We start from the raw sequence: 24,701 nt of genomic DNA, 5'->3' as shown, positions 1-24,701 counted from the left end.
CCTCACACGTCAGAAGTCATCAACAAAGGAAGCGCTGGACTTGCTCGGGTGAGGCGGCAGCAGGTGCCGCCTCACCAGGGAGGGGGGAGGTCAGTCCCCGACCGTTTCGACGATCTGTTGCTGGCTGGCCATGGCCCCGGCCCAGACCCTGATGTCGCTGACCGTCGCGGGCAGATAGCGGCCCCAGACAGAGTTCACGTACGTCTTGCCGACGGCGAAGTCACCCGTTCCCGGAGTCGCCGTATAAGCGGTGGTGTCACCGTTCTGCGCGTCACCCACGTAGAGGCTGACCGCGCCGGACTGGGCGTCGAACACGCCCGTCAGGCGCACCGCGCTCCCCAGGTCGGCGACATCGTCGGAAACCACTCCGGTGAAGCTGCCGTCGGTGTTGAGGCGGCCGAAGTGCCAGAACCCGGCGGGAGCGGTGGCACCGGTCTCAGGATCGGGATCGCTGCTGCCCGTCCGCTCGTACCACAAGCCCCAGGCGGAGCCGTCCGCACTGCGTTGGCCGAGGACCTGCCCCATGTAGCCCACCGCTTTCGCCGCGAGCGCGGTGCTGTCCAGTTGCACGGCGGTGGTCACGGTGAAGGATCCGGTGTCGTCCACCAGCGGGCCCGGCGCGGACGCGGCGTCGTCGGTGCCGTCCAGGACGATTCCCGTCCCGTCCAGTGACGCCCCGCCCGACAGAGTCAGGGACGTTCCGTACCCGGAGGTGGTGTCGGTGACCGTGGTGCCGGTTGCCGCGGACGGATCCCAGGCCGCCATCAACTCGGCCGCCGCGTAACTGTCGTTGGTCTTCAGCTGCGCCTCGGTGGACAGCTCTGTCGGCGACAGGGCGCGCTGCCAGACTGTGGCCTCGTCGATCTGCCCGCTGAAGTAATCCGCGAACGTCCCCGCGGTGGTGCCATTTCCACGGCCGAACTCCAACGGGCCGGTGTCCGCCTCCGGCTCCCCGCTCGGGATTGCTTGCGGACTGCCCTGTGCCTTGCCGTTGACGTAGAGCTGGATCGTGTCCGTCTTCGTGTCGTACACGCCGGCCAGATGCGTCCAGACCTTCACCGGAGGCGAGGCCGCATCCGCGAGCGAGCGCACGAAGTGTGTGGTGCCGGCCGAGTCCGTCCAGTGCCAGTTGAAGATCCACTTGCTGTAGGAGGTGGAGTAGTAGATCGCGAAGCCGGGTTGCGTGCTGCCACTGCCCGTCTGGGAGAGCACCACGTAGTTGCGGTTCGGGGTGGCGGCCATCCGGGCCCATGCCTCGACCGTGTACGACGACCGGGACTCCACGACCGGGCCGGAGGTGGCCGCGTAGCCTGTCGAACCGTCCACGGTCAGGCCCGTGTCCGTGACCGGCGTCGCCAGCTCCGCACCCGTGGCGTCATGGGTCAGCACACCCCTCCGGCCACGATCGTCCCGGGAGGCACCGGAAGAGGAGAGCGTCGCGTTGTCCTGCTCGGCCGCGACCGTGGTGGACGTGTCGAGTGCGGCACCGCTGGCTTCGTCGAAGTGCCACTGGCCGGTCGGGCCGTCGCCCTCCGCGACCAGGAAGTCCACCGAGTTCTGGGCGCCTGGGCCCAGCGAGTCCTCCGCTCGTACGACGATACTGAAGGTGCCCGAGGTCGGTGGGGTGAAGGTCACTGTCGGTGTCGAGGCCGGGATCGACGACCATGCGGCCGAAGAGGACAGCTTGTACTGGTAGGCGATGTTGGTGGCCGCGTCCCCGGACGCGGGACTGAACGTGAACGTCACGTCCGTACCCGGTCCGCCAGCCGCAGTGCAGGAGCTGGTGTCGCACACCGAGTACGGGCTCGACAGAGCGATCCCTGGGGCCTTGGGGCGGCTCGGGTCGACCTTGAAGTAACACCAGCCCGTGGTTGACCCGTTCGACGGACCGGCCAGATAATCGCCACCGCTGTTGTAGTACGACCGGGTCCACGACCGGTACCGGTACAACGTCCCCTCAGTCAGCGTTGACGTCTGCACGCTGCCCGGCGAAACGTTGTCACCCACATACCCACTGGTGGGGTGTGCGGTCTCGAAAACGGTCGACCACGTCCCGCTGCTCGCCGAGTACGCGTCCACACTGTAGACGGCCTTCAGCGACGCACCCGACTCACCGCCCGCCGCGGTCTGCGGCGTCGACTGAAGCAAAGGCTTCGCCTCGGACACCACCAGCGGGTCCGACTGCGTGGTCTCGCAGGCGACAGTGGTCCCGGTAGTGGCCCCAACGACCAGACCGATCTTCGTGGGCTTGGCCGGGATACCGACGTACTTCACGTCGATTTCCGCGTTGTCGTCGAACCGCTTCCAACCGTTCGGGTCGGTCTCGTCATGCGCCTTAAGCATCAGCGTCAGACGGGAGAAGTCACCGTTGGCGAACTTCGTCATGGTCGAGGTGAGGTTCTCGTTCGGCTCAGTGGGGCTGTCGTTGAACTCGATCGAGGCAGAGGGCTGGCTGGGATCGCAGGCGGACCCGCGTCCCGCGGACACATTCCGGTCCACCATCAGGTCCCAGTTCGCCGTCGGACCCGGCCAGTTCGTCGACGAGGAGATGTTGCCCGTCCGGGTAAGGTCCACCCAGGAGGGGGTGCAGGACATCGACCACTTCTCCGTGATCGCGAACGTGGCGTCCAGGACGTGCTTCCCCGCCAGCTTCGCTGGCGAGAACTCGAAGTACATGCGGTTCTTGTAGCCGGAGCCGCAGTAGTACCCGACACCGCCCGTGACATAGGTGCCGCAGTAGCCGACGCCCTTGCCGTCGTCCCCGCCGGAGAAGTTGTAGAAGGTGTCCCCGTCCGAGGACAGCAGGGTCCGCTCGGAGGCCGTCATACCGACATCCGGGTCGATGTACTGCGGGAAGACAGCGGAGTCGGCGGCGAGCATCGACGCATCCGGGGTCACCTTGATCGTGCTCTGCTCCGCGGTGACCGGAAGACGAGTGGAGGTGTCCCCGTCGCTGGGGCCCTCGGTCGGGTCCGGTGTCGTCTCACCGTCGTCGCCAGGGCTCGCCGCAGTGGCAGTGTCCTGCGCCGTTGTCGTGAACGAGCTCTGGGACGCCGAGTGGGCGGAGGCCGCGGGCGAGGCGGATGCGGTGCTGGTGGTGTCGCCGGACGAATCCCACTGCTGGGCGGCCGGAGCACGGAAGACTGCGTTGCCGTCGTCGTCGACCGCGGACAGGCCGCCGCCTCCGCCGTCCCGCAGGGACAGCCCGTCGGCCCGCACAGGGAACGAGAGTTCTTTCAACTCCGGGTTCGCGGCAGCCGACGCCGAGGTGACGACGAGCACCTCGCGATAGCCCTCGGCCGTGGCGGTCATCCGCAGATCCACGCCCGGCAGGACATCCCCGTACACCGCCGAGTCCCCCTCCAGCGTCGGCTTCGGCAACGTGCCCGGCCAACCCACCGTCAGCGAACGCCCGTTGAGGGACAGCTTCACCAGGTCGGCGCCGTCCCCGCCGTTGGAGAAGGAGATCTTGGCGACCGACGCCTTCGGCCCGACCGTGCCGTCCGACCTCGCCTCCAGCGTCGCGTCCGGCTGCGCCCAGGAACCATCGGCCTGGCGCGTCCGCACCGGCACGACAGAGTCCTTCAGCGTGAACGTCACCCCGTCCGGATTCGCGAACGTCGTGGTGTAGGGCGTGCGTTCACCTACGACCTCGACCTGCTCACCCGTCTCAGCTGCCTTCTCCGCGTCCGCCCGTGCCTCCGGCGTCGGCTGGTCGGTGACCGTGGTGTCGTCCGCGTGTGCTCCGGTCGCCGGCACTGCCAGCGTCGGCAGAGCTGCCATCAACGCGGCCGTCGCGGCCAACGAGACCACACGTCTACGCGCGGCGACCGCCGAGCGCGCACGCCAAGAAAACCCCATCCCCCACCCCACCCGTTCACGGAGTCCTTACCTCGCCCGTACGGCCGCCTCATCAGAACCGCGCGCATCACAGCTGGTCAATGGCGTATACAGCGAAGAAGCGCAAGATTCAGCCATACCACGGGTGCTACCAAATAGGGCAGGGCGGAGACTGCGCAGACAGGGACCATCGTCAAGCCCGGCGGCACCCGTCCAGGGTCGGCGCCAGCCGGCCACCTCCGCCGTCATATTGACCGCAGTTGCAAACCATTCATTTCGGAGACTCGGCTCCCGCGACTCTCAGACCGCGGCCTGAGGATTCGCTGAATTGAATGATCCAAGCTTCGGTCCAATCTCGGGACTCCCACGGCCACCCCGCCGGCCATGCTCGCCCCACGTGTGCGCCGTACCGGAAACGCGCCATGAACTGCACTCAGCCCCACGCGAGCGACCGGCCGGGCGTGGCTGGTATTCGACCTTCGAAAAGTGAAAGAAACGGCAAAGAGGGGTCGGTGTGGCCACAGTAATCTCACAGCTTTCTTGCGCAGGAGATGTTGTCCCGAGACCGCCCGCTTCGACGAACTCCATTCGTGTGGCAGTCAACGCGGTGAAGTGAGAAGGCTTGCGCTTTCCGAACGTGATCGTGTGGTTCGAGGTTGGTGGGCGTGAACTCCGCCTGGAGGCGGGAGAGATGGGGCGGTTCGTCTGCTCGTCTCGTCCGTGGAGGTGGCTGTGCCGTCGGTGCTCGGAATGTTGGAGGCCCGGGAGAAGAAGTTCCGCGAGGAGGTGGCCCGGCTGCGGGAGGAGGCCGACCGGGTGCAGGCCGCGCTCGTGGCAGCGGAAGGCGCCCTGGTGAAGCTGGCCGCCGCCCGGGAAACGGTGGCCGAGGTGCTGGGTGAACAGGCCGGTCCCCCGGGCCGCGACACCGAGTTACGCCGGAGACGCTCCCCCGAACCGGGCCGGAACCGCACGACGCCCACCCCGCTGTCGGCGTCCACACGAAGGTTTCCCCGCTCCGGCCGGTCACCCACACGCAGATTCCGACCAGAACTGCAGGCCAACCACCATAAGGAGAAGGCCAGTTGACCCCTCGCGGACGGTCCGGCGCGCAGCGGGACAGGGAGCAGCACCTCGACCGCGGGCCGGCCGGCAGCCGCGTCCCGGAACCGCCACCGCCCAAGACCGGCACCCACGCCACCCGACCACCACAACAGCCAGCAGCCGTGCGGGAGCAGGGGCGTAGGTACGGTGCGAACGAAAAGAGTGAATTGCCGACTCGCCGAATTTCATGGCCAGTTGAGCATTTTGCACTGTTTCAATCCGGCCGACCGGCCCGGAACAAGGGAAGGTCCCACCACGCGAGCAACTTTGCTGGAAGCAGCGTGGTGGGACCTCAGCCGAAGGAACCTCGTGAACGGAAATCACATCGACCTCACCGCCATTGTCGCCCTACTGAGCTCGCCGGATTGTTGTCGGGCGCTGAGTGAGGGTGAGTCCGGTGCCGGCGAGACAGCCGTCGATGAGGTCGGGTCGGAGTTGGATATGACGCAGGCCCCGGCGCAGGGTGCGTTCGAGATGCTCGTCGTCGGTGAAGGCGGTGTTGGCCAGCGGGCCGCGCCGTAACAGCGACCAGATGCCCTCCACCGGATTCAAGTCCGGTGCGTAGGAGGGCAGTTGCACGATGGTGAGCCAGTCATGTGCGGCCGCGTACTCCCGCATCCCGGCGGCCCGGTGGACGTTGAGGTTGTCCCAGATCAAGACGATGGGGGCGCCGAGCTGGATGTGGGCGCGGACGGCCAGGTCGCGGTAGTCACGCCAGGAGAAGCTGTCACGTCCTGTGCCCTTGTGCTTGCGGTGGCGGTGCGGCCGGTAGATCAGACGGGATGCCTCGCCCGGCCGGTAACAGCACATGGCGGCGATCGACCAGCGGCGCCAGGACCGGCCCCGCACCCGCACCACGGGCGTATACCCACGACGGCCCCAGGTGCGGGCCCGTGGCGGCGTCATCGAGAACCCTGCCTCGTCCTCGAAGACGACAAAGGCCCCGAGCGCCGCCGCAGTCATTCCGCCTGCGGCCACACGTCCTTCTTCCACAGTTCGACCGCATGCCCGTCGCGCTCCATGGCCCGGCGCGCGGGAGACTGCCAGGACCAGCCGTGGCGGTGCAGCAGCCGCCATACCGCCGCCATCGAGCAGTCGATCCGGAACCTGAAGGCGATCACGGCTCTGATCCGTGCCAGAGTCCACCGCTGGTCCTCCCAGCCGTGCTCGGCGGGTCCGAGGGCCAACTCCTTCTCCAACTCGGCGAACTGGCCGTCGGACAGCCTGGGCAACTTCGGCGGCCCCGCGGTGGCGAGAGCATCCATCCCGCCCTCCCGCCAGGCACGCCGCCAGCGTTCCACCGACCGCTCGCTCACCCGCAGATCCTTCGCGATCACCGCGCTCTTATCGCCGCGTGTGAACCGTTCGCCCGCCTCGTACCGGATCCGCTCACGAAACTGTCGCCGCTCGGCGGTCAATCCGCCGCCCTGCGTGTACCGCATACGACCGGCCTACCGCAGGGATCAGCACCCGACAACAACCCGAAGAGATCAGTAATTGTGGGCGGCGTGGCGACTTACCTCGCCTATCGGGACCTGCGGCTCGGCGCCGCCATCGGAGTCGGAGTGGCGGCGATCACGCTGACCTGGCTCCTCCTGGGCCTGTAAACGGGCCGCTGGTCGGGCCGGGAAACACCCGGCCCGACCAGCCGCAGGCATGAGGAGAGCTCCGTCACCCGACCGGGAGCGGCGGGCGGGTGTGCCGTGGCCGGTCCGCCGTGGCAGTAGGCGACCGTCGTCCTCCACAGGGGCGCTTCGGCGTGGCCGGTGGACAGAGCCACATCCGTCCGGCGCTCGACGATGGCACAACGCGATCCCGCGCAGGACAGCATCCGCCGTCGCCTCCGCCTTCCCGTCGCCCACCTTGATGCTCTCCAGGAAGGACTTTGTCCGCAGATGACACAGAAAGATCGTGATCCTCACGCACAGGAGCACCGTCCCCACACCCGCGGCGCCCCCTGCCTCCGCTCCCCACCGGCCGATCAGCAGGAACCCGGCATAAGCTCCGCCGCTTCCCGCAAAGGCGATCAGCAGCCCCAACGCCGCGCATGATCCGCCCGCTGAACGAACAAGCAGATCACGGCCGGAGACATTCTCCCTGCGGATCGAAGCAGACGAGTCCGTGCTCGCGAGCCAGCGTGGCGGCCCACTCGGACACTTCCTCCGCCTTGCCATAGGACATGAGCAGGTACACGATCGGGCCTGATGCCTCCTCGATGACCGGCGGGGACGCCCATACGACACTGCGATCAGCGTTGTCCGGATATCGCGCGACGAGCTCTTCCACATAGGCCACGATGCACGGCGCCGGAGGCACGACGACATCGTCCGACTCCAGGTAGCGCTCGTAGAGCTCGTCGTAGATCAAGCCCGCTTGGCGGTCGTCGAGTGGACGGTCGCCCTCCCAAACCGCAAGGTCATAGCTCACAAGCGCATCGTCGCAGGCCGCAGTCCCATCAACGTCGGCAGGTCCTGAGATCGAATCCCCGCGATGTGATCCGTAAGAACCCGTCTTTGAACCCTGCTGATGCTCTTGGAGCGTTGGCCTGAGGTTGCTACGGATCTCGGTGTGGGTTGACGCTGCGGGGAGTGGGGCCGCGACTCGTCGTCGGCGGCATTGCTCGACGCGCCTGGGCCTCAGGGGGTGGGCGGTATGCCCGCAGGGACCAAGATCGGGAATGTGAGCCGGGCCCGGTACGAGGAGATCATCGCCGAGGACCGGAAGCTCGTCGAGATCGATACGAAGATCCAGTTCGTTATCGGTGACCACGCCTTGGAGATTTTTACCGACCGCAGGAGCTCGGATACCAGGTCTGAACTGCGGCGATTCATAAACTACATGTCCGTTACGGTGGATGGGTGCCGTTTGGTATCGCTCATCCGAGTGACTGTCAGGGGGCCCGGCGCGGCTGTCGATCGGGGCGCCGGTCGAGGGCCGCCGCGTCTCCGGTTGGATGGCGGTGCGTGGAGATCCGCGTTCTTGAGGCGACCGGCCGAGGAGTGTGCGTCCCTGTGGACCAGGTGCATGAGGTAGTGGCAGGCAATCGCTATCCGGGGCGGGGTGTGCTGTGGGCGAGGACCCTGGGCGGCGCGTTGTGCGGCGGCTACTTCCTCACCGGACGTAGTACTGCGTCCAAGGCCCGTGTCCTGCGCCGAGGGGACGGAGAGCTCATCGTCGCGCCGACCGGGGAGTTGGCCCACGATCCGCTCCGGCACTATGTCGCGGCTCGTGAGCGGGGCGGCTGGCTGGTCTTCGGCAACGGAGAGCAGGTAGCCGTGGTGTCGGACCGGCTGCAGGAAGGGCGAACGCCGACCGAGGCGATGGCCGGCCTGGAGTACGAACCCGATCCGCCGATCTTCACGCCTCGCATCACCGTGGCGGCGGATCTGCGCTCGGAGCAGGACGCCTGGTTCGGTGCCGCCCGTCGAAGCGCTGCCGGCAGGTCGGCGGCCGACGTGCTGACGCTCGCCGTCCGCGGTCTGGGCCCCGGGGATGCCGTACTGATGACGACATACCGATCCGACGGGCAGCAGGTCGCCACCGGTGAGCCGTTCCTCGAAGCCCGGACCGAGGCAGCCGATCAGGGCGAGCTCCTGGAGGAGGTGTGGGCCGCGCTGGCCCCGGAGTTCCGCGTGGCGGTGGCGGTCTTCGAACCTGGACAACTGGTTGATGCCGCCATCCGCCACGAGGCGGCTGCGCGGGTGTGATCACCCGCTTGGCGGGGCTGCGATCTGGGCTTCGAGGTCGGCGACGCGGCGGTCCTGGAACCGCAGGTTGGAGCGGGCAGCCTTGAGTCGCTCGTCGAGGGTGCGGTTGTCGGTGGTGAGCTGGCGGACTCGCTGCTTGAGAGTGGCGTTCTCGGTGGTGATCCGCTGGATGGTGTCCTCGGTCCACTCGGTTTCCAAGTCGCGGATCTGGCCGAGGAGTTCACCGATCCGAGTCCGCTGGCTGAGGATCTCGCCGTGTGCGGTCTTGAGGGCCTCCTCGGCGTTGAGCGCGCGTTCGCGCCAGGTCGCCTCGCGCGCGTCGTCCTACTAGGCACTGTCTCTCCGATCACGACCGGCGAGACTAATAGGACTCCGTTAGGTCTTTCTTGATCTTGTTGTCGTGCGGGTTCTGGTGGGGAGGGGTTGCTGGCAGCTGGTGCAGATCCCGGTCCAGCACCTCAGGGTGTCTTGGAGAGCGTCGAGGATCTGGTAGAGGGTGAAGCTGCTTCCTGTGCTTTTGGGGCCAGGCGCCGTTCGGTGAGGAAGGCGTGGGCGGCTGTCACGAGGGTGACGTGGTGGTGCCAGCCCGGCCAGGAACGGCCCTCGAAGTGGTCCAGGCCCAGGCCGTGTTTGAGCTCCCGGTAGTCGTGCTCGATGCGCCAGCGGACCTTGGCCAGGCGGACCAGATCGGTGATCGGGGCATCGGGCGGGAGGTTGGACAGCCAGTATTCGCTCGGAGCTTCGGCGCCGGCGGGCCATTCGGCCAGTAGCCAGCAGTCGGGCAGGACCCCGTCCCACCAGCCTTGCTCGGCCGAGGCCGCTGCTTTGACCGGTTGTTCGACGGCTTTTCCGGCCGGACGCACACGCACGGCTGCGAAGCGGGAACGTAACTCCCCTTTCGAGCCCTGGCGCCATGTGAGCGGGGTGAACGCTTCCGGTCCAAGGCTTGTGGCAAGGACTGCCACGGACGGTGCCTTCTGGCGGTAGCGAGGCTGCGGCCAGCAGCCGACATCTCCTTTGCGGTCCGGGGCCATGGGTTGTGCGTCGAAGGGGTGGGCGCTCACGTCCGACCGGATGGACAGGACATAGGTGAGTCCTCGTTTCGACAGGGCGGCCCGCAGGTGTGCATTGGTGCCGTAGGCGGCGTCGGCCACCACCGCTGGCGGTGTCATCCCCCAGTCCGCGAGCTTGTCGAGCATGTCGAGTGCCAGGCGCCATTTTTCCCGGTGTGTGACCTCGGCCGGAATCAGGGTCCTGGTGCGGCGGTGGCTGTCCGCGGCCCACTCCTGGGGCAGGAACAGTCTCCACTGCAGGGGGCAGGAGGCAGTGTCACTGGCAGCGTGGACACTGACCGCGACCTGGCAGTTCGCGCGTTTGCCCAGGGCTCCGCAGTACTGCGGAGCCACACCGACCGACATCCGGCCGTCCTTGGGCATCGACACATCGTCGATCACCCAGGCCACCGGGTCGACCAGGGGCAGCAGCCGTTCGTTGACCCGCAGCTGCACAGGCTCCGGATCCCAGGTCGACTGGTTCACGAACTGCTGCAGGTTTTGTTCGTTGCCGTCCGGCAGTCGCGCAGCCATCGCCTGGATCGACTTGCGGCGGCCGTCCAGCATGAGTCCGCGCAGATAGCAGTCGCCCTTGGCCCGCTGATCCTTCCGCGGAACCGAAGCGAACACATCGGCCACAAACAACGCCAACGTCGCCCGAACACGCCTCACTTCATGTAAGTCCACCAACCCAACATGCTCTTGATCAGCGCCAACAGGAAGACCTAACGGAGTCCTACTAAGGCTTGTCCCGTAAATGATCTCCAGATTGCGTCGGGCAGGGCTGACCCGCCGTACGGCCCGCTGATCTATCCGGCGAGGGCGATGTTGTGCATCCGGGCGATGCCGAGCATGGCGTGGTGGACGCCGTCGCCTTTGAGGCGGCAGTCGCGGAGGATCTTCCAGGTCTTCATGCGGGCGAATACGTGCTCGACGCGGGCCCGGACCTGCCGGTGGGACTTGTTGTGCTCCTCTTTCCAGGCCGGGAGTTCGGTCTGGCCGCGCTGGCGGCGGTGTGGGATGACGAGTCCGGTGCCCGGGTAGCCGCCGTCGGCGATTGTCAGGGTCTTGCCGACAGCGGCCTTGGCGCCGGACTCCTCCCATGCCTTGCAGTCGTTGCGGTTGCCGGCGAGCGGCCGGCCGATCACGACGACCAGGCGGGTGACGGCGTCGATGACGACCTGGTGGTTGGTGGAGTACCGGTAGTTCTTCGACCGCTCGGCGATGGTGTGGTCCCGGGTGGGGACCAGGGTGCCGTCCACAATGAGCACGGTGCCCTTGGCGAACCGCCTGCGGGGCCGCAGAGCAAGCGCGGGACCGAGATGGTCGATAATCCGGTCGGCCGCGGACTTCGAGATGCCGAAGAGCGGCGCGAGTTGGCGCATCGTCAAATTCGTGCGCCAGTAGGCCGACACGAGCAGTACCCGGTCCTCCAGCGGAAGGGACCACGGTCTGCCCTTGCGGACCGGATCCGCACCTTCGCGGCGCAGAGCGGTCACCAGCTTCCTGAAGGAACGCGGGCTCAGCCCGCTGAACGGGGCTATCCAAGACGGCTCCGACGCCGTGATCACAACAGCCACCACAAGATCGTTCCATGATGCCGGGCACAACATCGCGATCCTCTGTCTCCCCGCCCAGCGCCGGCCACGCCGCATCCTGTAGCAACGCCCACGTTCAGTCTCTACAGTCACCGCATGGCCACCGAAGACGAGCACCCATGGCACCCCGACATCGCCGCGATGCTCACCGACCAGACGAGCGCGTGCAAGCCAGCACGCGAGGCCATCGCCGCCGGCGCCGAGGTAGAGGTCTGGGACAGGGAGGTGCCCCAGTGGATGGTCGCCGGCATCGCCGCAACGAGGTTGAGACGGTCGTTGAAGCGCGGCGTGCAAGAGATCATCGGCCTCGACGAGACCGTTGAGATCCTCGCACGGCACCGCGGCGAACAACTGCGTACCGGGATCATCGACGCAGTAGACCGGCTCTGGTTCTTCACTCTGTACTTCGACGCTACCGGGACCGAGCTCTTGGCATGCAGCGGTGTCAAACGCTCTCGGAGGCCCAGCACGAAGGACTCGTTCGAGCCCTGAGCTGATCCGCATCCGCCACTACCTGCAGAACCTCAGCTTCGAGGAGCAGGTCGTGGAGACAGGCATGCCGAAGAAATCTCAACTGCGGTCAGGTGTTACGGGACAAGCCTTAAAGGGTGTTGCACAAGGCCGTGTTCGGGCAGGCCAGAGTGGGTGAGCACAGTCTTCTGGTCATGATGCGAGGGCGAGGTTGTGCATGTGGGCGACGGCTTGGACCGCGTGATGGAGGCCGTCGCCGTGCTGTCGGCAGTCGCGGAGGATCTTGTAGTTCTTCAGGCGGCCGATGACGTGTTCCACGCGGGCGCGGACCTTGCGGTGGGCGGCGTTGTCGTCCTCCTCGCCCGGGAGCAGAGCCCGTCCGGGGCGTTTGCGGTGCGGTACCGCCATGCCGCAGTTGAGGTAGGCGCCGTCGCCGAGCACCGTCACGCCCTCACAGTGTCGGCTCAGCCCGGACGCACGCCAGGCGTGGGCGTCCGCCGTCGTGCCCGGCACCGGTCGTGCTGCCGCGATCACCAGCCGGGTGTCCGCGTCCACGACGACCTGCACGTTCGCCGAGAACCGGTAGTTGCGGCTGGATGCGGCCACCGACCGGTCGCGGAGCGGGATCAGCGTGCCGTCCACGATCCACATGCGTTCCGGGGCATCGGCCGGGCGGGAGACGGGCTCGATCGCGAGCAGCGGTCCCAGTCGTTGGATGACCCGGCACACGGTGGAGGAGGAGACACCGAACAGCGTGCCCAGCTGCCGCATCGTCAGATTGGTGCGGTAGTACACCGCGACCACCAGCACCCGCTCGGCCAGCGGCAGCGACCATGCCCGGCCCCGCAGGGTGCCGTTACCGCCCCGCTCCCGCACCACTTTCAACAGACGCGCGAACTGCGTCACTTACAGCCCGGTGAATGTCTCCACCCACACCCGTTCGGCCCTCAACAACCCTGCCATACACCGGAGATGCCCAGTTCACGGCCTTGTGCAACACCCTTTAGTGCTGTGACCGTATTGGTTCGCCGGGTGAGCCTTCGGAGCGGTTGTATGGGTGGTGACGTCCGCTCCGACCGTTGGAGGTGTGGTGGCCGAGCTTGTGCGGGTGCGCCGACTGACCGATCAGGAGGGGCAGAAACTGCAGCAGATCGTGCGCCGGGGCAGTACCAGCTCGGTGCGCTATCGACGGGCGATGATGCTGCTGGCCTCGGCCGGCGGAAACCGCGTCCCGGTGATTGCCCAGCTCGTCCAGGCCGACGAGGACACCGTCCGCGGTGTCATCCACCGCTTCAACGAGATCGGCCTGGCCTGCCTGGACCCTCGATGGGCGGGAGGCCGTCCCCGCCAACTCAGCACTGAAGACGCGGATTTCGTCGTCCAGACGGCCACCACCCGCCCAGGCCGCCGACCGAGCATGCATCATGATCGGACAAGGGCAGCTCATGAAGCGGGGGGAAGATGATGGCGGCTCCAACAGAAAATGGATCGCACGGGAATGCGGGCTCGGCGGGTGCTTCGCAGCCATCCGGCGGGCTGATCATCTTTCTGAACGGCACGTCGAGTTCTGGGAAGTCGAGCATCGCCAAGGCGCTCCTCACGGTCTTGGACGATATGTACTTTCACATGCCGGTGGACATGCTCGATGCCATGCGGTCGCAGCGGGCCATCGCTCCGGACGAACTGCCATCGGTGCTCAGGCGTGCATTCATGGGCTTCCACCGTGCGGTCGCCGGTATGGCTGCGGGCGGCAACAACGTCGTGGTGGACCACGTCCTGAGCGAACCCTGGTACCTGCTCGACTGCGTCGCACTCTTCGCCCCCGAAGACGTGGTACTGGTCGGAGTGCACTGCCCCTTGCTGGAACTGCAACGGCGGGAGCAGGAGCGCGGAGACCGCCTACCGGGGCTGGCCGCACGCCAGATCACCCAGGTCCATGCCCACGGCCTCTACGACATCGAGTGCGACACGAGCACCGCCAGTCCGGCCGACTGCGCTCAACAGATCAAGGACTTCCTGCCGCACCGCTCGACGCCCACCGCATTCGAGAAGCTGAAGGCGAACCCCCCGGCCCAGCAGCCACCGGCTGCTTGACCCCTGGCCCATCCGAATGCCCGGCTCAGGCGGGCACGGACGCTGTCGGCGACATCGACTGGCTCGTCCAGATCGACTCCACCATCGTCCGCGCCCACCAGCACTCGGCCGCCACCGGCCGAAAAGGGGGACCCACCGGCCGGACGAACCGGACGATCACGCCCTCGGCCGATCCCGAGGCGGACTGACCACCAAAATCCACCTCGCCTGCGACGGTCGCGGCAGGCCCCTGGCCGTCCTGCTGACACCCGGACAACGCCACGACAGCACCTGCGCGCGTCCCCTCCTGGAACGCATTCACGTCCCGCGTATGGGACCGGGCCGACCCCGTTGCAGACCCGACCAGGTCGTCGCCGACAAGGCTTACAGCTCTCGTGGTTTCCGCTCCTACCTGCGCAAACGCGGAATTGCATGCACCATCCCGGAAAAGACCGACCAGAAGCGTCACCGCCACAATCGCGGCAGTCGCGGCGGCCGGCCACCCGCTTTCGACCGCCAGCTCTACCGTCGGCGCAACGTCGTCGAGCGCTGCTTCAACCAGCTCAAGGGCTTCCGCGGCATCGCCACCAGATACGACAAGACCGCCACCTCCTACGAGGCAGCGGTCAATCTCGCGTCATTCCTACTCTGGGCAAGATCCGTTTGAAGACGAACCCTAGTGCTGGGTTCCTCAAACGGTGTACACATATCGGCGCCGTAGTCGGCGGGTTGGCGGTGCGGGTCTGCCCCAGACCCAGGGTTTGGCACGGGAGTTGAGCTGGCTGGTCGCAAGGGTGGTGGCGTATTCGATGTCGTCGCGGTTGGCGAATGAGCGGCCGGCGAGGGCGGCTTTGCGGAAGATGCGCCACCAGCCTTCCTGCAGGTTGAGCCAGCACGCGCCGACGGGAATGAAGGCGTGGTGGATGCGGGGATGGTCCTCGAGCCAGGTCCGGGTGGACAGGCTGTTGTGACTGGACAGGTTGTCGGTGACGATCCAGACCTCGCCGGTCGGGTTGGCGTCTTCGATCTGTTGCAGGAACTGCTGGTAGAAGACGCTGTTGCGGGAGGAAGCGGCCATGGTGATCTGCTGGCCGTCGCGGACGCGTAAGGCCCCGTAGACCCAGGTTTTCTCGGGTCCGCGGCTGTAGTCGAGTTCCGCTTTGATCCGGTGTCCGTCGGGTGACCAGGCGGGTGCGGGCGGGAAGGTCCGCGGGATCACTGGCCCCAGCTCGTCGGCGCAGATCACCGTCGCGTCGTCGGGCGGGTGGGTGTAGAGGCCGATGATCCGTGTCCTTTTGGGACGAAGTCCGGGTCCTTTGAACGCGTCCAGGACCGGGTACGGCGCCAGCGCACGCCCTCGGCGAGCAGGATGCGGCGGACCTGCGAGCGGCCCACCTCGATCCCTTCGGCCCGTGCCGCCGCGGCCAGGGAATCCAGGGTCCACTCGGGTGGCCCGGACTCGTCAAAGGCCCACAGCTCCCCGACCGGCTCCCACCTCAGCCGCCCCGGCGGGACGGTCTTGACCAGGGCGATGATCTTGGAGCGTTCCTCCTCGGTGATCCGCCGCTTGCGGCCCTGCCCGCCCAGATCATCCAGCCCCCGCAGGCCCGAGCGGTTGAAGCGGTGCAGCCAGCACCGGACCGTTTTGGGGCTGCAGTCCAGTGCCCCGGCGATCGCCGGCACCCGTAGCCCCGACCAGCTCAGCTCGATCATCCGGGCCCGCATCACGGCATCGCGCGGAGCCTTCCGCGCCCGCGATAACCGGCGAACGACGGCCCGTTCGTCCTCGTCAAGCCCCGGTCGTGCCCGTAAAACCATCGTCCAGCACCCGCCCCCGAGCACCGTCAACTACCCCGCCACCAGGACTTATACCCAGCCAAAGAGGAACCCAGCACTAGTAGGGCTTGGTCATCTTCACTTGTGGGTGCGTGTCTCCTGTTCCATGAGTGTCGTTGGAATGGTGTGACACCTGAGGAGATGGCCTCGGTCCGGGAGGACTTGGAGGCGTTCGCGGTGAAGTTGTTCGACGGGTTCTTCCGTGCGGATCAGCGGCGGTGGGGGCAGGCGTATGTGCGCGGGCTGCTGCTGGACGGGCGGCGCAAGTCGGTGGAGCCGATGGCGGCCCGTCTGGGCGAGGACGGCAACCGGCAGGCACTGGCTCACTTCATCACCTCGAGTCCGTGGGATCCCGCGCATGTGCAGGCCCGGCTGGCCTGGCAGATGCAGGACGCGATCGGCGTGGAAGCGTTGATCGTGGATGACACCGGCTTTTTGAAGGACGGGGATGCCTCGGCGTGTGTGTCGCGGCAATACACCGGGACCGCGGGCAAGGTCACCAAATGCCAGGTGGGCGTCTCCCTGCACCTGGCCAGTGACCGTGCCTCCGCGGCCGTCAACTGGCGGCTGTTCCTGCCCGCATCCTGGGATCCCGCCTCGCCGGAGGCCGATGCGGACAAGATCGCCCGCCGCGGCCGTTGCGGGATTCCCGCCCGGGTGGGGCATGTGGAGAAGTGGCAGCTGGCCCTGGACATGATCGACGAGGCCCGGTCATGGGGCGTCGACGTTCCCCTGGTGGTCGCGGACGCCGGATACGGTGATGCCGCCGCCTTCCGCCTGGGCCTGGAGGAGCGCAACTTGCCCTACGCGGTGGGGATTTCCTCTCGCCATACCGCCCAGCTCGCGGATGCCCGGCCCGTCCAGCCCGACTATGCGGGCACCGGCCGGCCGCCGAAAATTCAGTACCCCGAGCCTGCGCAGACCATGAAGGACCTGGTCATCGAAGCAGGCCGGGCGGCCGCGCGGCCGGTGTCCTGGAGGGAAGGCTCCCGGCCGGGCAAGGGCCAAAGCGGCCTCAAGCGCATGTACTCGCGGTTCGTCGCCCTGCGGATCCGCCCGGCCGGACGCGGCATCCGCAAGGCCGGCGACGATCCTGAACTGCCCGAGCGGTGGCTGCTGGCCGAATGGCCCGCCACCGAGAGCGAACCGGTGCAGTTCTGGCTGTCGAACCTGCCCTCGGGGATGCCGCTGGCCACGCTGGTGCGGCTGGCGAAGCTGCGTTGGCGTATCGAGCACGACTACCGCGAGATGAAACAGGCCCTGGGCCTGGCCCACTTCGAAGGCCGCACCTGGGGCGGCTGGCACCACCATGTCAGCCTCGTCTCCGCCGCCCACGCCTTCTGCACGCTGCAACGGCTGGCACGAGACCCAAAAGACGCGGCGCAGGTCTGAGCCTCTACCAGGTCGTCCGGGAACTACAGACACTCCTTGCCACCTGGGCCGGAGCCTGCCCCACCTGCCACCGCGACATACCCACACCACTACGAACCTGACCAAGCCCTACTAGTGATGGTTGTCGCCGTCCAGGGGCCCGCGCAGGGACCTACCCGCCACGACACCGGAGGCGTGCCCTCTCCCCCACGGCCATGGACGGCCGAGAGGCGGTCTTTACGCTCGACACGCCAGCGCTCACCATCTGCTACCAGGGGGTGCAGTTGGCACGTGCCAGCCACCCATGGCAGACAGGGGGCAGGGATGGACGTCCTGTGGAAGCTGGAACCGGCGACCGCACCGGCTGTACCAGCGGTATCTGGACGCTTGGTGGCCGATCCTGCTCCAGACATCCCAGCGCACCGGCTACTCCCGGCCCCGGGTCACCCTCCTGGATGCCTTCGCCGGCCCCGGACGCTACGAGGACGGCGAACCAGGATCACCCGTCTTCATCCTCGATCGCCTCCTCCACCACAACGCGGTCGACCGCATGCACCTCAGCCCCCAACGAGTCCACCTGATCTTCATCGAGAAGGACCGCGCCCGCCACGAGCACCTCCGGGCAGAACTCAACTCCCGCTTCGGCCCGTTGAAGGACCTGCCCGTACGGGTGGAGATACGGCGCGGGGAAGCCGGCCGCGACAGTCTCGCGATCCTCAGCGAACTCGGCTCCTGGGGGAACCCGGTCCTGGGCATCTTCGACAGCTGGGGCAGCGTCAACGTACCTCTGGACGTGATGAGGCGAATCGCCCGCAACCGCTCCAGCGAGGTCATCACCACCTTCGGACCCAACTGGTTCAGCCGACGCGAGGAGCTCAACGCGGACATCCTCGACACGGTCTTCGGCGGCCGCGACCACTGGTCCGCGGCCGCCGAAGAGTTACGTTCCGACGAACGATGGCGCGTCTGGCTGCGTACCTACCGCGATGCACTACGCCGGGCCGGCTTCGGCTACCAGCTCCAGTTCGAACTCGTCCCCCGCACCGGGCAGCCCCTCTACCTCGTCTTCGGCACCGGCAGCCCCGCCGGCCTGAACGCAATGAAAGACGCCATGTGGAACGTCGACGACCTCGATGGAGAGAGCTTCCGCGACCCCCGCACCCGTGGAGCCAAAGCAGACGGTCAGCTTGACTTGTTCCAGGCCGCAGGACTCGTCGACGACGAGCTGGTCGAACTTGTCACCCAACGCCTGGTCGCCGGAGCCGCCACCGTGGAGACGATCGGCGAGTGGCTGCTCACCGAGACCAGCCGCTGGATGCCGAAACACGCGCTCAAGGCGGCCCGGCAGATGCGCCAGGACGGTCTCATGGTCGTCCAGTCTCCGGGCAAACTCACTACGAAGAGCCGCGTCAGCCTGCAGGCACAGGTCCGCGCATAGGCATCTGATCCCAGGTGCGGCCCTGAAGAGTCCGGCCGGACGCCTTCGGAGTGCGGCCACCCCACTGCTTGAAGAAGAAGGCCACGTCAGCCTGTATGCAAGCGTCCCGGATACCGGTGATCCACTCCTCGTCCACAGGACGGAACCGGGGACCGGACTCTCCGCCCGCGATCAGCCAGTGAATACCCGTCAGGTCCAGGCCGTCCAAAGGCCCGAGCAGCGGCTCACAGGAAAGGAACCGGACCGCCGCCGGAACCTGCCGCAGGTCGCCGACACGGGAAAGTTCCTTCGCGCTCTCCACGGACACACCCATCCACAGATTCGTGGGCCACCTAAGACGGTCAGCGATCTGCCTCAGCCTCCGAGCCCGCTTCGTGAGCACCTGATAGGTGTGCTGCGGGGTCTGCTCAATCACCTCGAAGACCTGGCGCACGTAGTCCAGCGGCACACGCGCATGGAACAAGTCCGACATCGAATTCACGAACACAGTGCGAGGGCTCTTCCACCCGTACGGCACCCGCAACGCCTCCGGGTGCACCGTAAGTCCGAAGCCGGGCCCGGACGTGCGCGGGTCACCGTCGGCCTGGTATTTCGGCGAGCCCATCGCCTTCAGCCGCTTCGCCAGCGTCAACGCGTAGCAGTTGTCGCACCCCTCGGAGACCCGGTCGCACCCCGTGGTCGGGTTCCATGTCGCCTCGGTCCACTCGATCGCACTGCGGTCACTCACCGGCCGGCCCTCCATCCCCTCGAACCGAGCCCTTGCACCGGCGGCACAACCGAGGCCCGCTGTAAGCCCAACGAACCGTCGCACCACCGGATACCGGCATCCAACCATCCGACGCCCGCCCCGTATCCACTACCTCATAAATGAAACACATGTTCCCTTTCTGTGCTGGTCTGCACGCTTCAAACCAGCCATCCCCGTGTGACGGAGCCCGACAGTTTGCGAGGGGCCCGACAGCTTGCGAACGTGTGGCCAGCGACTGATTTCTCGCCTGGAAGGTTGAGTGGCGAGATCTTCCGGAGAGTGAGAGCTGCCCCGCCTGCCCCGATACTGTGACTTCGCATGACCAACTCCGAGATCGAGATCACCGTAGACCTGGTCCGTGACCTGCTGCAGGAGCAACATCCAGACCTTGCAGGGCTGACCATCCGCGAGGTGGCGGGCGGCTGGGGCAACCAGATGTGGCGCCTCGGGGATGAGTTGGCCGTGCGTATGCAGCGCATGGACCCCACCCCGGAGCTCCAGCTCAAGGAGCGGCGGTGGCTACCCGTGCTCGCTCCGCGCCTGCCGCTGCCGACCCCGGTGCGGTTCGGCGAACCGTCCGAGCGCTTCCCCAAGCACTGGACCGTGATGACGTGGGTTCCCGGCGAGCCGCTGGACCACGGCTCGATCAGCCGCGGCGACCACGCGGCCGACACACTGGCGGGCTTCCTCCGGGCACTCCACGTGGAGGCGCCCGCCGAGGCGCCGATCAGCTCGGACTTCGGCGCTCACCCCAAGAAGTGCACGGACGGCTTCGACTACTTCTTTGAAGCCGTTGTCCCCGGCGGCACTGCCGACGATGTCCGGGCCGTCTGGGACGACGCTGTCGCGGCGCCAGAGTGGGAGGGCCCGCCGCTCTGGGTGCATGGCGACCTTCATCCCGCGAACGTCGTCGTCTCGGACGGAACGCTCTCGGGCATCGTCGACTTCGGTGCCATGTGCGCCGGCGATCCGGCGTGGGACCTGGCCGCCGCATGGGTACTGCTGCCCGCAGGCACGGCTTCACGGTTCTTCGACATGTACGCGTACGCGGACGAGGCGGCGATCCGGCGCGCCCGCGGGCTGGCCGCTATGAAGAGCCTCTTCCTGATGCTCATGGGACAGAACGGAGATCGGGGCCTTCCCGGCGGCAAGCTGAACTGGGGACCCGTAGGCCAGGGGGCACTCGATCGTGTTCTTCAGAGCTGGAGGGCGGCACCTGGAAAGCGACCGTAGTCCAACGCTGCTCGATACAACTTCGCCTGGCCTTGCACGACACCCTGACCGAATGCCCTACCGGGCCGCCCAGCCGTCACGTCGGTGACCAACGCGACTGCAGGCTCGCGAACTTCGGCCCGCCAAACTCGCAAACTAACGCGCACCACCAGGCCCCCGGATAGGCCCTTCCCAGCGATCACTCGCAAACAACGCTGCTCCGTCACACCCCGTCCCGTTTCACGCCGACTGCGGCGCACTCCCGACCTGCGTACCGGCCGTCGGTACTCCGGTACGGTCCGCCCGTTCCTTCCACGCACGGCGCAGGGCAGCAGTCTGGCTCTTCTCTGCTTCACGACGGCTTCGAGCGCGAGCCGTCCTGATCGGCTCTGGTTCCAACTCCGGTTTAGGGAATACACGTTGGCTGAGCTCGCGCATCGCTCTGGTCTGTCGTTCGGCCGCCTCCGCGATGTCCCGGTCTGCCGGGCGGGCTGGTGCGGCCGGCCGGTGGGCGGCGAGAGCACGGTGGTAGTCCTCGCTGGCCAAGCTGGCCAACTCGCTTGTCCTTACTGGCCCCCTTGGATGCCTACAGGGCTTGGAGGCATCCGTTGTCCGACGGAGCCGGGCGGGAGGAACCGCAGACCGCGCACGACCGTACGGCCGGCCGACGCGTTGGCCGGCCTCGATGAGTTTGAGTGTCACTCGGGCGTGCGAGGAGGGGTACAGACCCGAGAGCGTGTCCGCGCGGTCGCGATCGCCAGCTCATCGCTTTGGGCGAACTCGTCGTGATAGTCAGAACCAGTGATCGGTCGACTTCCCCTTGATGAGCAGCTGGACGTCTTGCAGACGGTCCTCTCCCGCAACGAGGTCTTGACGGATGTGCTGGCCAGAACTGCGACGCTGAACTTGCCCGGTTGGTACGTGACCGCGGGCTGTCTGTTCCAGACGGTGTGGAACGTCGTCACCGACAAGCCGCCGACCAGCGGCATCAAGGACTACGACGTCTTCTACTTCGACAGCTCCGATCTGTCCTGGGAAGCGGAAGACGCGGTGATCAAAGCTGGGCAGGAGGTGTTCGACGGGGTGCCGGCCGAGGTGGAGATCCGCAACGAAGCACGCGTGCACCTCTGGTACGAGGAGAAGTTCGGCGTGCCCTGCGCCCCGCACGAGTCCACCGAGTCGGCGATCGATTCCTTCGCCGCGACGACGTGCTGCTTGGGGGTGCGGCTGGAGCCGGACGGACGATGGCGCGTCTATGCCCCCCATGGACTCTCCGACGTGTTCAACCTCGTTGTCCGGCCCAATCCGGCGCTTGCCCCGCAGACCGTCTATGAGGCCAAGGCACTGCGGTGGAGAAGCCAGTGGCCTGAGCTCTCCGTGCTGCCGTGGCCGAGCTGATGTCCGGTCGATGAGCCCACTCCGGCGGAGCGTCAGAGTCGGCGGGCCGACCAAGCGCTGTCCGTCCGGCTCGGGTCGATGTTGGTGGCGTCAGCCTGTGGCGGCTTGTTCGGCTCGAGCTTTGGTCTGGGCGGGGCGGGCGGTCTGTGCCGGTGGACTGTCGATCTCCGCTCGTGTCTCCCACGCGTTGATCTGCTCCTGCTGGTCGGCGTCGCTGTGATCGCCGGCGTCGGATGCCGCGTGGACGAGCTCTCGCACCAGCTTGCGTGTCGTCTTCGGGGCCCCCTTGTTCCCGCGCTGCTGAAGTGTCGCCAGAAGCGACTGCACCCGGCCGGCTGCACGACGTGCCCGGGCCTCCTGCTGTTCGGCCCCTTGGGCCTCTGCATGGGCCCGCAAGCGCTGCACATAGGCCTGCTGTTGCTCCGCAACGTATTCGGCCGCCACGTCCGCAATGGTGATCTCACCGACGGTGCGCTTGTGGCTGGCGACCGTGTTGACGCGGGCCAGCAGTCGGCGAACCTACGCGGTGTCGCGCGCGGCGAGCGCTTCCTCCAGGTGGGAGAACAGTTCCTGCCGCACGCGGGTCTGGTCCTCCAGCCAGCGCTCCGCATCCGCGACGGCGGCCGCCAGCTGGTCCTGCTACTCCCCCTCCACACCGGTCAGATCGGCGATGTCGCCGCACACCCGGCTCACCACCAGGACGGCTTCCACCTTGATGACGTCGGCCAGCTTGCGCAGGAGTACCTGTGCCTGGGCACGTGGGGTCGGGGCCTTCCTGGCCTTGGCCACGCCCCACGGGGTGCCGGGCCGGGTGCTGCGAGAGCGCACGATCTGCTCCACCGCCGGCGTCGACAGCCCTCGCTCCGTCATCTCGCAGTCGTCCAGCGTGAACCACTCTGTGTCCCGCGCGAACGCCTCGGTGCCGATGCTGATCTTTCGGGCCGTGCCGTCGCTGTCCAGCCGGATGCGGTGGACGTACCAGCTGCGGATCAGGGTGTCGCGGTCCACCGGCACCCCGAGCACCAGCTCACGGCCCTGGGGGTCCCACGACGGCTCCACCGCCTGGTCCAGGCGCACGCGCAGCCCGCCGTGCTGGAACCGGATGTCGACCACCGAGCCGATCGAGGCCCCCTCCGGCTGGCCGAACTCGAAGTCGGCCCGTATGTCCCGGCCACGGAGCCAGGCGGAGACCGCCGACTTCACGTAGAGGTGGTCGGCGCTGTTGACCCCGCGAGCACGGCGGCCACACAGGTGCGCGTGCCCGTCGGGGCCCGGGTGATGGGCGAAATGGCAGACCCGGTCGGTGTACAGCTTGGTGGTCAGCTGCAGGCCGCAACCTCCGAGCAGCAGCCCGCACCAGAACGAGTCGTGCCCCGCCGTCGGTCTGGGCGTGCGCGGCGGACACCAGACGGCACAGCCTCGCCCGCCCCGCCGCGTTCTGCGCGAGCAGCGTGACGCGCAGCGGCGCCTCCACGACGTGTGCGCCGCCGCGGACCGGGGTACGGACCCGGGCACCCTGTGGTGCCGACGTTTCGAGCGGGGCGACCGCAATGTCCACGCCGAAGACCGGCCGTAGTCCGGCGGCCGCAGCGGTTTGGGCGAAGCGGACCGTGCCGGCGATGGTGTCCCGGTCGGTCAGCGCGAGCGTCGTCATCCCCCGCTCCACGGCGCGCTGCACGAGGGCGCCGGGCAGGGAGGCGCCGTAGCGGGCGGAGTAGCCGGACGCGGTGTGCAGATGAGTAAATCCATCGCCCCGCACCTCCCGTCGCTCGCGTACCCCCTGGCCGACCTGTGCCTCTTCAGGACACCACCATAACGCTAAATTCGCTCAGATGTTCGATATAAACGCTCGAGCGTGCCACGCCTGCACATTATCGTCTGTGACCGTTCAGGCTTGTTGGCGGTTGTTCATCGGAGTTGGCGAGTTCTCGCCGCAAGCGATCACGTCGCGCTGAGTAACGAGCAGATGTGGTGATCTGTACCGGCGTCGGGTACGGCAGTGCTCCTGTTGACCTATGCACGGAGCGATGAAGGCGGAGATTCGATCGGACTCATGCGGACTGGAGCAGTTGATCGCGGCCTATGACGAAGGCCGCATCCGTGACCAGCTGGTGCTCACGGATGGGTGGCCGCGCCGATGGAGTGGGACATGGCTGGTTGGTGCGGGCGAGGTGTCCTGGCCGGTCCGCGACATGGGGTCCGTGCCGGTGTCTTCGTCGAAGCCGGTGCGGCAGTTCACGTGGCGGGCTCGGCAGGGGCACCGTCCGGGGCTGCAGTTCATGGTCTGCACGGGGCGGCATCACGGGTTCGAGTCCCTGGAGGAACAGCGGCTGCTGCTCGCATTGGACTTCCTGGGGGTATCGGATGTGCTGCCGCAGCCGTTCTGCCTGGACTTCGAGCACAGGCAGGGCCGCAGCCAGCACATCCCGGACTTCCTGGCGGTACTGCCCGACGGCAGCCTGTGGCTGTTCGACGTCCGTCCGGGAAATCTGATCAAGGAATCTGACGCGCTGAAGTTCGCGGCCGCCAGGGAGGCGGCGGCAGCCTGCGGCTGGCATTACTCAGTCGTGACCGAGTGGCGCCAGCATGTCCACAGCGTTCTGGATCATCTGTCGTCCCAGCGCCGGCCCTTGAAGGACCCGCTCGGGCTGCAGCAGCAGGTGGAGGTGGCGGTCGGCTCGGGTCCGGTGCCGTTCGCGGAGCTGGCAGCGTCGACCAGCCTTCCGGTGGTGGCACGCGCGCATGTCACACACATGCTCTGGCATCGCCGGCTCGCAACTGACCTGGGTTGTCCGCTGGGAGACCGTTCGCTGGTCTGGCCAGGCTCTGCCGCGATGGGGTGCGGGTAGTTGGGAG

General features: G+C 67.2%; 23 protein-coding genes and 2 pseudogenes. 11 read left to right on the top strand and 14 right to left on the bottom strand.

Annotated features, from left to right (window positions below):
- Nucleotides 1-90: 90 nt before the first annotated feature.
- A complete protein-coding gene (locus tag OG714_RS53120; RefSeq protein ID WP_406131652.1) occupies nucleotides 91-3,783 on the bottom strand; it encodes a LamG domain-containing protein in 3,693 nt (1,230 codons plus the stop codon).
- A gap of 789 nt (nucleotides 3,784-4,572) precedes the next feature.
- On the opposite strand from OG714_RS53120, the gene OG714_RS53115 reads away from it, so the two are divergent.
- Nucleotides 4,573-4,926 carry a hypothetical protein gene (locus OG714_RS53115; protein ID WP_406131651.1) on the top strand — a complete coding sequence of 118 codons (354 nt, stop codon included), beginning with the start codon at nucleotides 4,573-4,575 and terminating at the stop codon, nucleotides 4,924-4,926.
- 363 nt (nucleotides 4,927-5,289) lie between these two features.
- On the opposite strand, the gene OG714_RS53110 is transcribed toward OG714_RS53115, so the two are convergent.
- The 3 genes from OG714_RS53110 to OG714_RS53100 form a co-directional block, all read right to left on the bottom strand.
- Nucleotides 5,290-5,904 (bottom strand): transposase, encoded by a 615-nt coding sequence (locus OG714_RS53110; protein ID WP_406132239.1) that lies wholly within the window; start codon nucleotides 5,902-5,904, stop codon nucleotides 5,290-5,292.
- Nucleotides 5,901-6,383, bottom strand: a complete 483-nt coding sequence (locus OG714_RS53105; protein ID WP_406131650.1) for a winged helix-turn-helix domain-containing protein — start codon at nucleotides 6,381-6,383, stop codon at nucleotides 5,901-5,903. The genes OG714_RS53110 and OG714_RS53105 overlap by 4 nt, the downstream gene beginning before the upstream one ends.
- Nucleotides 6,384-7,017: 634 nt before the next feature.
- Nucleotides 7,018-7,368, bottom strand: a complete 351-nt coding sequence (locus OG714_RS53100; RefSeq protein WP_406131649.1) for a hypothetical protein — start codon at nucleotides 7,366-7,368, stop codon at nucleotides 7,018-7,020.
- A 584-nt stretch (nucleotides 7,369-7,952) separates the two neighbouring features.
- Between OG714_RS53100 and OG714_RS53095 the strand changes: the two genes are divergently transcribed.
- The gene (locus OG714_RS53095) at nucleotides 7,953-8,648 is read left to right on the top strand and encodes an IMP cyclohydrolase (protein ID WP_406131648.1); all 696 of its coding nucleotides are present in this window, start codon (nucleotides 7,953-7,955) and stop codon (nucleotides 8,646-8,648) included.
- On the opposite strand, the gene OG714_RS53090 is transcribed toward OG714_RS53095, so the two are convergent.
- The 3 genes from OG714_RS53090 to OG714_RS53080 form a co-directional block, all read right to left on the bottom strand.
- Entirely contained in the window at nucleotides 8,649-8,846 is a 198-nt protein-coding gene (locus OG714_RS53090; protein WP_406131647.1) for a hypothetical protein, read from the bottom strand. It abuts the gene before it with no gap.
- A gap of 260 nt (nucleotides 8,847-9,106) precedes the next feature.
- The gene (locus OG714_RS53085) at nucleotides 9,107-10,387 is read right to left on the bottom strand and encodes an IS701 family transposase (RefSeq protein ID WP_406117848.1); all 1,281 of its coding nucleotides are present in this window, start codon (nucleotides 10,385-10,387) and stop codon (nucleotides 9,107-9,109) included.
- Between the two features lie 122 nt (nucleotides 10,388-10,509).
- Nucleotides 10,510-11,280, bottom strand: coding sequence for a transposase (locus OG714_RS53080; RefSeq protein ID WP_406131645.1), 771 nt, complete (start codon nucleotides 11,278-11,280; stop codon nucleotides 10,510-10,512).
- 114 nt (nucleotides 11,281-11,394) lie between these two features.
- Between OG714_RS53080 and OG714_RS53075 the strand changes: the two genes are divergently transcribed.
- Nucleotides 11,395-11,790: a hypothetical protein gene (locus OG714_RS53075; protein ID WP_406131644.1), complete on the top strand. Its 396-nt coding sequence runs from the start codon at nucleotides 11,395-11,397 to the stop codon at nucleotides 11,788-11,790.
- Between the two features lie 171 nt (nucleotides 11,791-11,961).
- On the opposite strand, the gene OG714_RS53070 is transcribed toward OG714_RS53075, so the two are convergent.
- A complete protein-coding gene (locus OG714_RS53070) occupies nucleotides 11,962-12,675 on the bottom strand; it encodes a transposase family protein (RefSeq protein WP_406131643.1) in 714 nt (237 codons plus the stop codon).
- A gap of 184 nt (nucleotides 12,676-12,859) precedes the next feature.
- Here OG714_RS53070 and OG714_RS53065 point away from each other — a divergent pair, with 184 nt between their 5' ends.
- The 3 genes and pseudogenes from OG714_RS53065 to OG714_RS53055 all read left to right on the top strand — a co-directional run.
- Nucleotides 12,860-13,234: a transposase gene (locus OG714_RS53065; protein WP_406131642.1), complete on the top strand. Its 375-nt coding sequence runs from the start codon at nucleotides 12,860-12,862 to the stop codon at nucleotides 13,232-13,234.
- Entirely contained in the window at nucleotides 13,231-13,863 is a 633-nt protein-coding gene (locus OG714_RS53060; RefSeq protein WP_406131641.1) for a chloramphenicol phosphotransferase CPT family protein, read from the top strand. The genes OG714_RS53065 and OG714_RS53060 overlap by 4 nt, the downstream gene beginning before the upstream one ends.
- A gap of 26 nt (nucleotides 13,864-13,889) precedes the next feature.
- A pseudogene (locus OG714_RS53055) lies at nucleotides 13,890-14,509 on the top strand (IS5 family transposase); the annotation flags it as partial.
- 24 nt (nucleotides 14,510-14,533) lie between these two features.
- On the opposite strand, the gene OG714_RS53050 reads toward OG714_RS53055, so the two are convergent.
- The gene (locus tag OG714_RS53050) at nucleotides 14,534-15,088 is read right to left on the bottom strand and encodes a transposase (RefSeq protein ID WP_406117647.1); all 555 of its coding nucleotides are present in this window, start codon (nucleotides 15,086-15,088) and stop codon (nucleotides 14,534-14,536) included.
- Nucleotides 15,085-15,567, bottom strand: coding sequence for a transposase (locus OG714_RS53045; RefSeq protein ID WP_406117645.1), 483 nt, complete (start codon nucleotides 15,565-15,567; stop codon nucleotides 15,085-15,087). Before OG714_RS53045 ends, OG714_RS53050 begins: the two co-directional genes overlap by 4 nt.
- Before the next feature lie 252 nt (nucleotides 15,568-15,819).
- On the opposite strand from OG714_RS53045, the gene OG714_RS53040 reads away from it, so the two are divergent.
- Nucleotides 15,820-17,070 (top strand): IS701 family transposase, encoded by a 1,251-nt coding sequence (locus OG714_RS53040; protein WP_406131640.1) that lies wholly within the window; start codon nucleotides 15,820-15,822, stop codon nucleotides 17,068-17,070.
- 283 nt (nucleotides 17,071-17,353) lie between these two features.
- A complete protein-coding gene (locus OG714_RS53035; RefSeq protein WP_406131639.1) occupies nucleotides 17,354-18,487 on the top strand; it encodes a three-Cys-motif partner protein TcmP in 1,134 nt (377 codons plus the stop codon).
- Here OG714_RS53035 and OG714_RS53030 read toward each other — a convergent pair.
- Nucleotides 18,459-19,214, bottom strand: coding sequence for a DUF5131 family protein (locus tag OG714_RS53030; RefSeq protein ID WP_406131638.1), 756 nt, complete (start codon nucleotides 19,212-19,214; stop codon nucleotides 18,459-18,461). The genes OG714_RS53035 and OG714_RS53030 overlap by 29 nt on opposite strands.
- 339 nt (nucleotides 19,215-19,553) lie before the next feature.
- Here OG714_RS53030 and OG714_RS53025 point away from each other — a divergent pair, with 339 nt between their 5' ends.
- Nucleotides 19,554-20,468, top strand: coding sequence for an aminoglycoside phosphotransferase family protein (locus OG714_RS53025; protein ID WP_406131637.1), 915 nt, complete (start codon nucleotides 19,554-19,556; stop codon nucleotides 20,466-20,468).
- Nucleotides 20,469-21,248: 780 nt separating this feature from the next.
- Entirely contained in the window at nucleotides 21,249-21,845 is a 597-nt protein-coding gene (locus OG714_RS53020; protein WP_406131635.1) for a nucleotidyltransferase family protein, read from the top strand.
- A 90-nt stretch (nucleotides 21,846-21,935) separates the two neighbouring features.
- Here OG714_RS53020 and OG714_RS53015 read toward each other — a convergent pair whose 3' ends face one another.
- The 3 genes and pseudogenes from OG714_RS53015 to OG714_RS53005 form a co-directional block, all read right to left on the bottom strand.
- Nucleotides 21,936-22,289 (bottom strand): hypothetical protein, encoded by a 354-nt coding sequence (locus OG714_RS53015; protein ID WP_406131634.1) that lies wholly within the window; start codon nucleotides 22,287-22,289, stop codon nucleotides 21,936-21,938.
- Nucleotides 22,290-22,484: 195 nt separating this feature from the next.
- Nucleotides 22,485-23,048: a hypothetical protein gene (locus OG714_RS53010; RefSeq protein ID WP_406132255.1), complete on the bottom strand. Its 564-nt coding sequence runs from the start codon at nucleotides 23,046-23,048 to the stop codon at nucleotides 22,485-22,487.
- A gap of 136 nt (nucleotides 23,049-23,184) precedes the next feature.
- Nucleotides 23,185-23,604, bottom strand: a pseudogene (locus tag OG714_RS53005) (PHP domain-containing protein); the annotation flags it as partial.
- A gap of 268 nt (nucleotides 23,605-23,872) precedes the next feature.
- Between OG714_RS53005 and OG714_RS53000 the strand changes: the two are divergent.
- Nucleotides 23,873-24,694 carry a TnsA-like heteromeric transposase endonuclease subunit gene (locus OG714_RS53000; protein ID WP_406131633.1) on the top strand — a complete coding sequence of 274 codons (822 nt, stop codon included), beginning with the start codon at nucleotides 23,873-23,875 and terminating at the stop codon, nucleotides 24,692-24,694.
- The last annotated feature ends 7 nt before the right edge of the window (nucleotides 24,695-24,701 follow it).

It is taken from the genome of Streptomyces sp. NBC_00989 (assembly GCF_045162655.1).
Lineage (GTDB): Bacteria > Actinomycetota > Actinomycetes > Streptomycetales > Streptomycetaceae > Streptomyces.
The sequence above is the reverse complement of the archived record's forward strand: the minus strand, read 5'-3'. Positions and strand labels throughout refer to the sequence as shown.

Coding starts and splice junctions, on each gene's coding strand:
- OG714_RS53000 (WP_406131633.1), top strand. CDS start 23,873: ATGAAGGCGGAGATTCGATCGGACTCATGCGGACTGGAGCAGTTGATC.
- OG714_RS53025 (WP_406131637.1), top strand. CDS start 19,554: ATGACCAACTCCGAGATCGAGATCACCGTAGACCTGGTCCGTGACCTG.
- OG714_RS53045 (WP_406117645.1), bottom strand. CDS start 15,567: ATGCGGGCCCGGATGATCGAGCTGAGCTGGTCGGGGCTACGGGTGCCG.
- OG714_RS53075 (WP_406131644.1), top strand. CDS start 11,395: ATGGCCACCGAAGACGAGCACCCATGGCACCCCGACATCGCCGCGATG.
- OG714_RS53035 (WP_406131639.1), top strand. CDS start 17,354: ATGGCAGACAGGGGGCAGGGATGGACGTCCTGTGGAAGCTGGAACCGG.
- OG714_RS53120 (WP_406131652.1), bottom strand. CDS start 3,783: ATGGCAGCTCTGCCGACGCTGGCAGTGCCGGCGACCGGAGCACACGCG.
- OG714_RS53110 (WP_406132239.1), bottom strand. CDS start 5,904: ATGACTGCGGCGGCGCTCGGGGCCTTTGTCGTCTTCGAGGACGAGGCA.
- OG714_RS53105 (WP_406131650.1), bottom strand. CDS start 6,383: ATGCGGTACACGCAGGGCGGCGGATTGACCGCCGAGCGGCGACAGTTT.
- OG714_RS53040 (WP_406131640.1), top strand. CDS start 15,820: ATGGCCTCGGTCCGGGAGGACTTGGAGGCGTTCGCGGTGAAGTTGTTC.
- OG714_RS53060 (WP_406131641.1), top strand. CDS start 13,231: ATGATGGCGGCTCCAACAGAAAATGGATCGCACGGGAATGCGGGCTCG.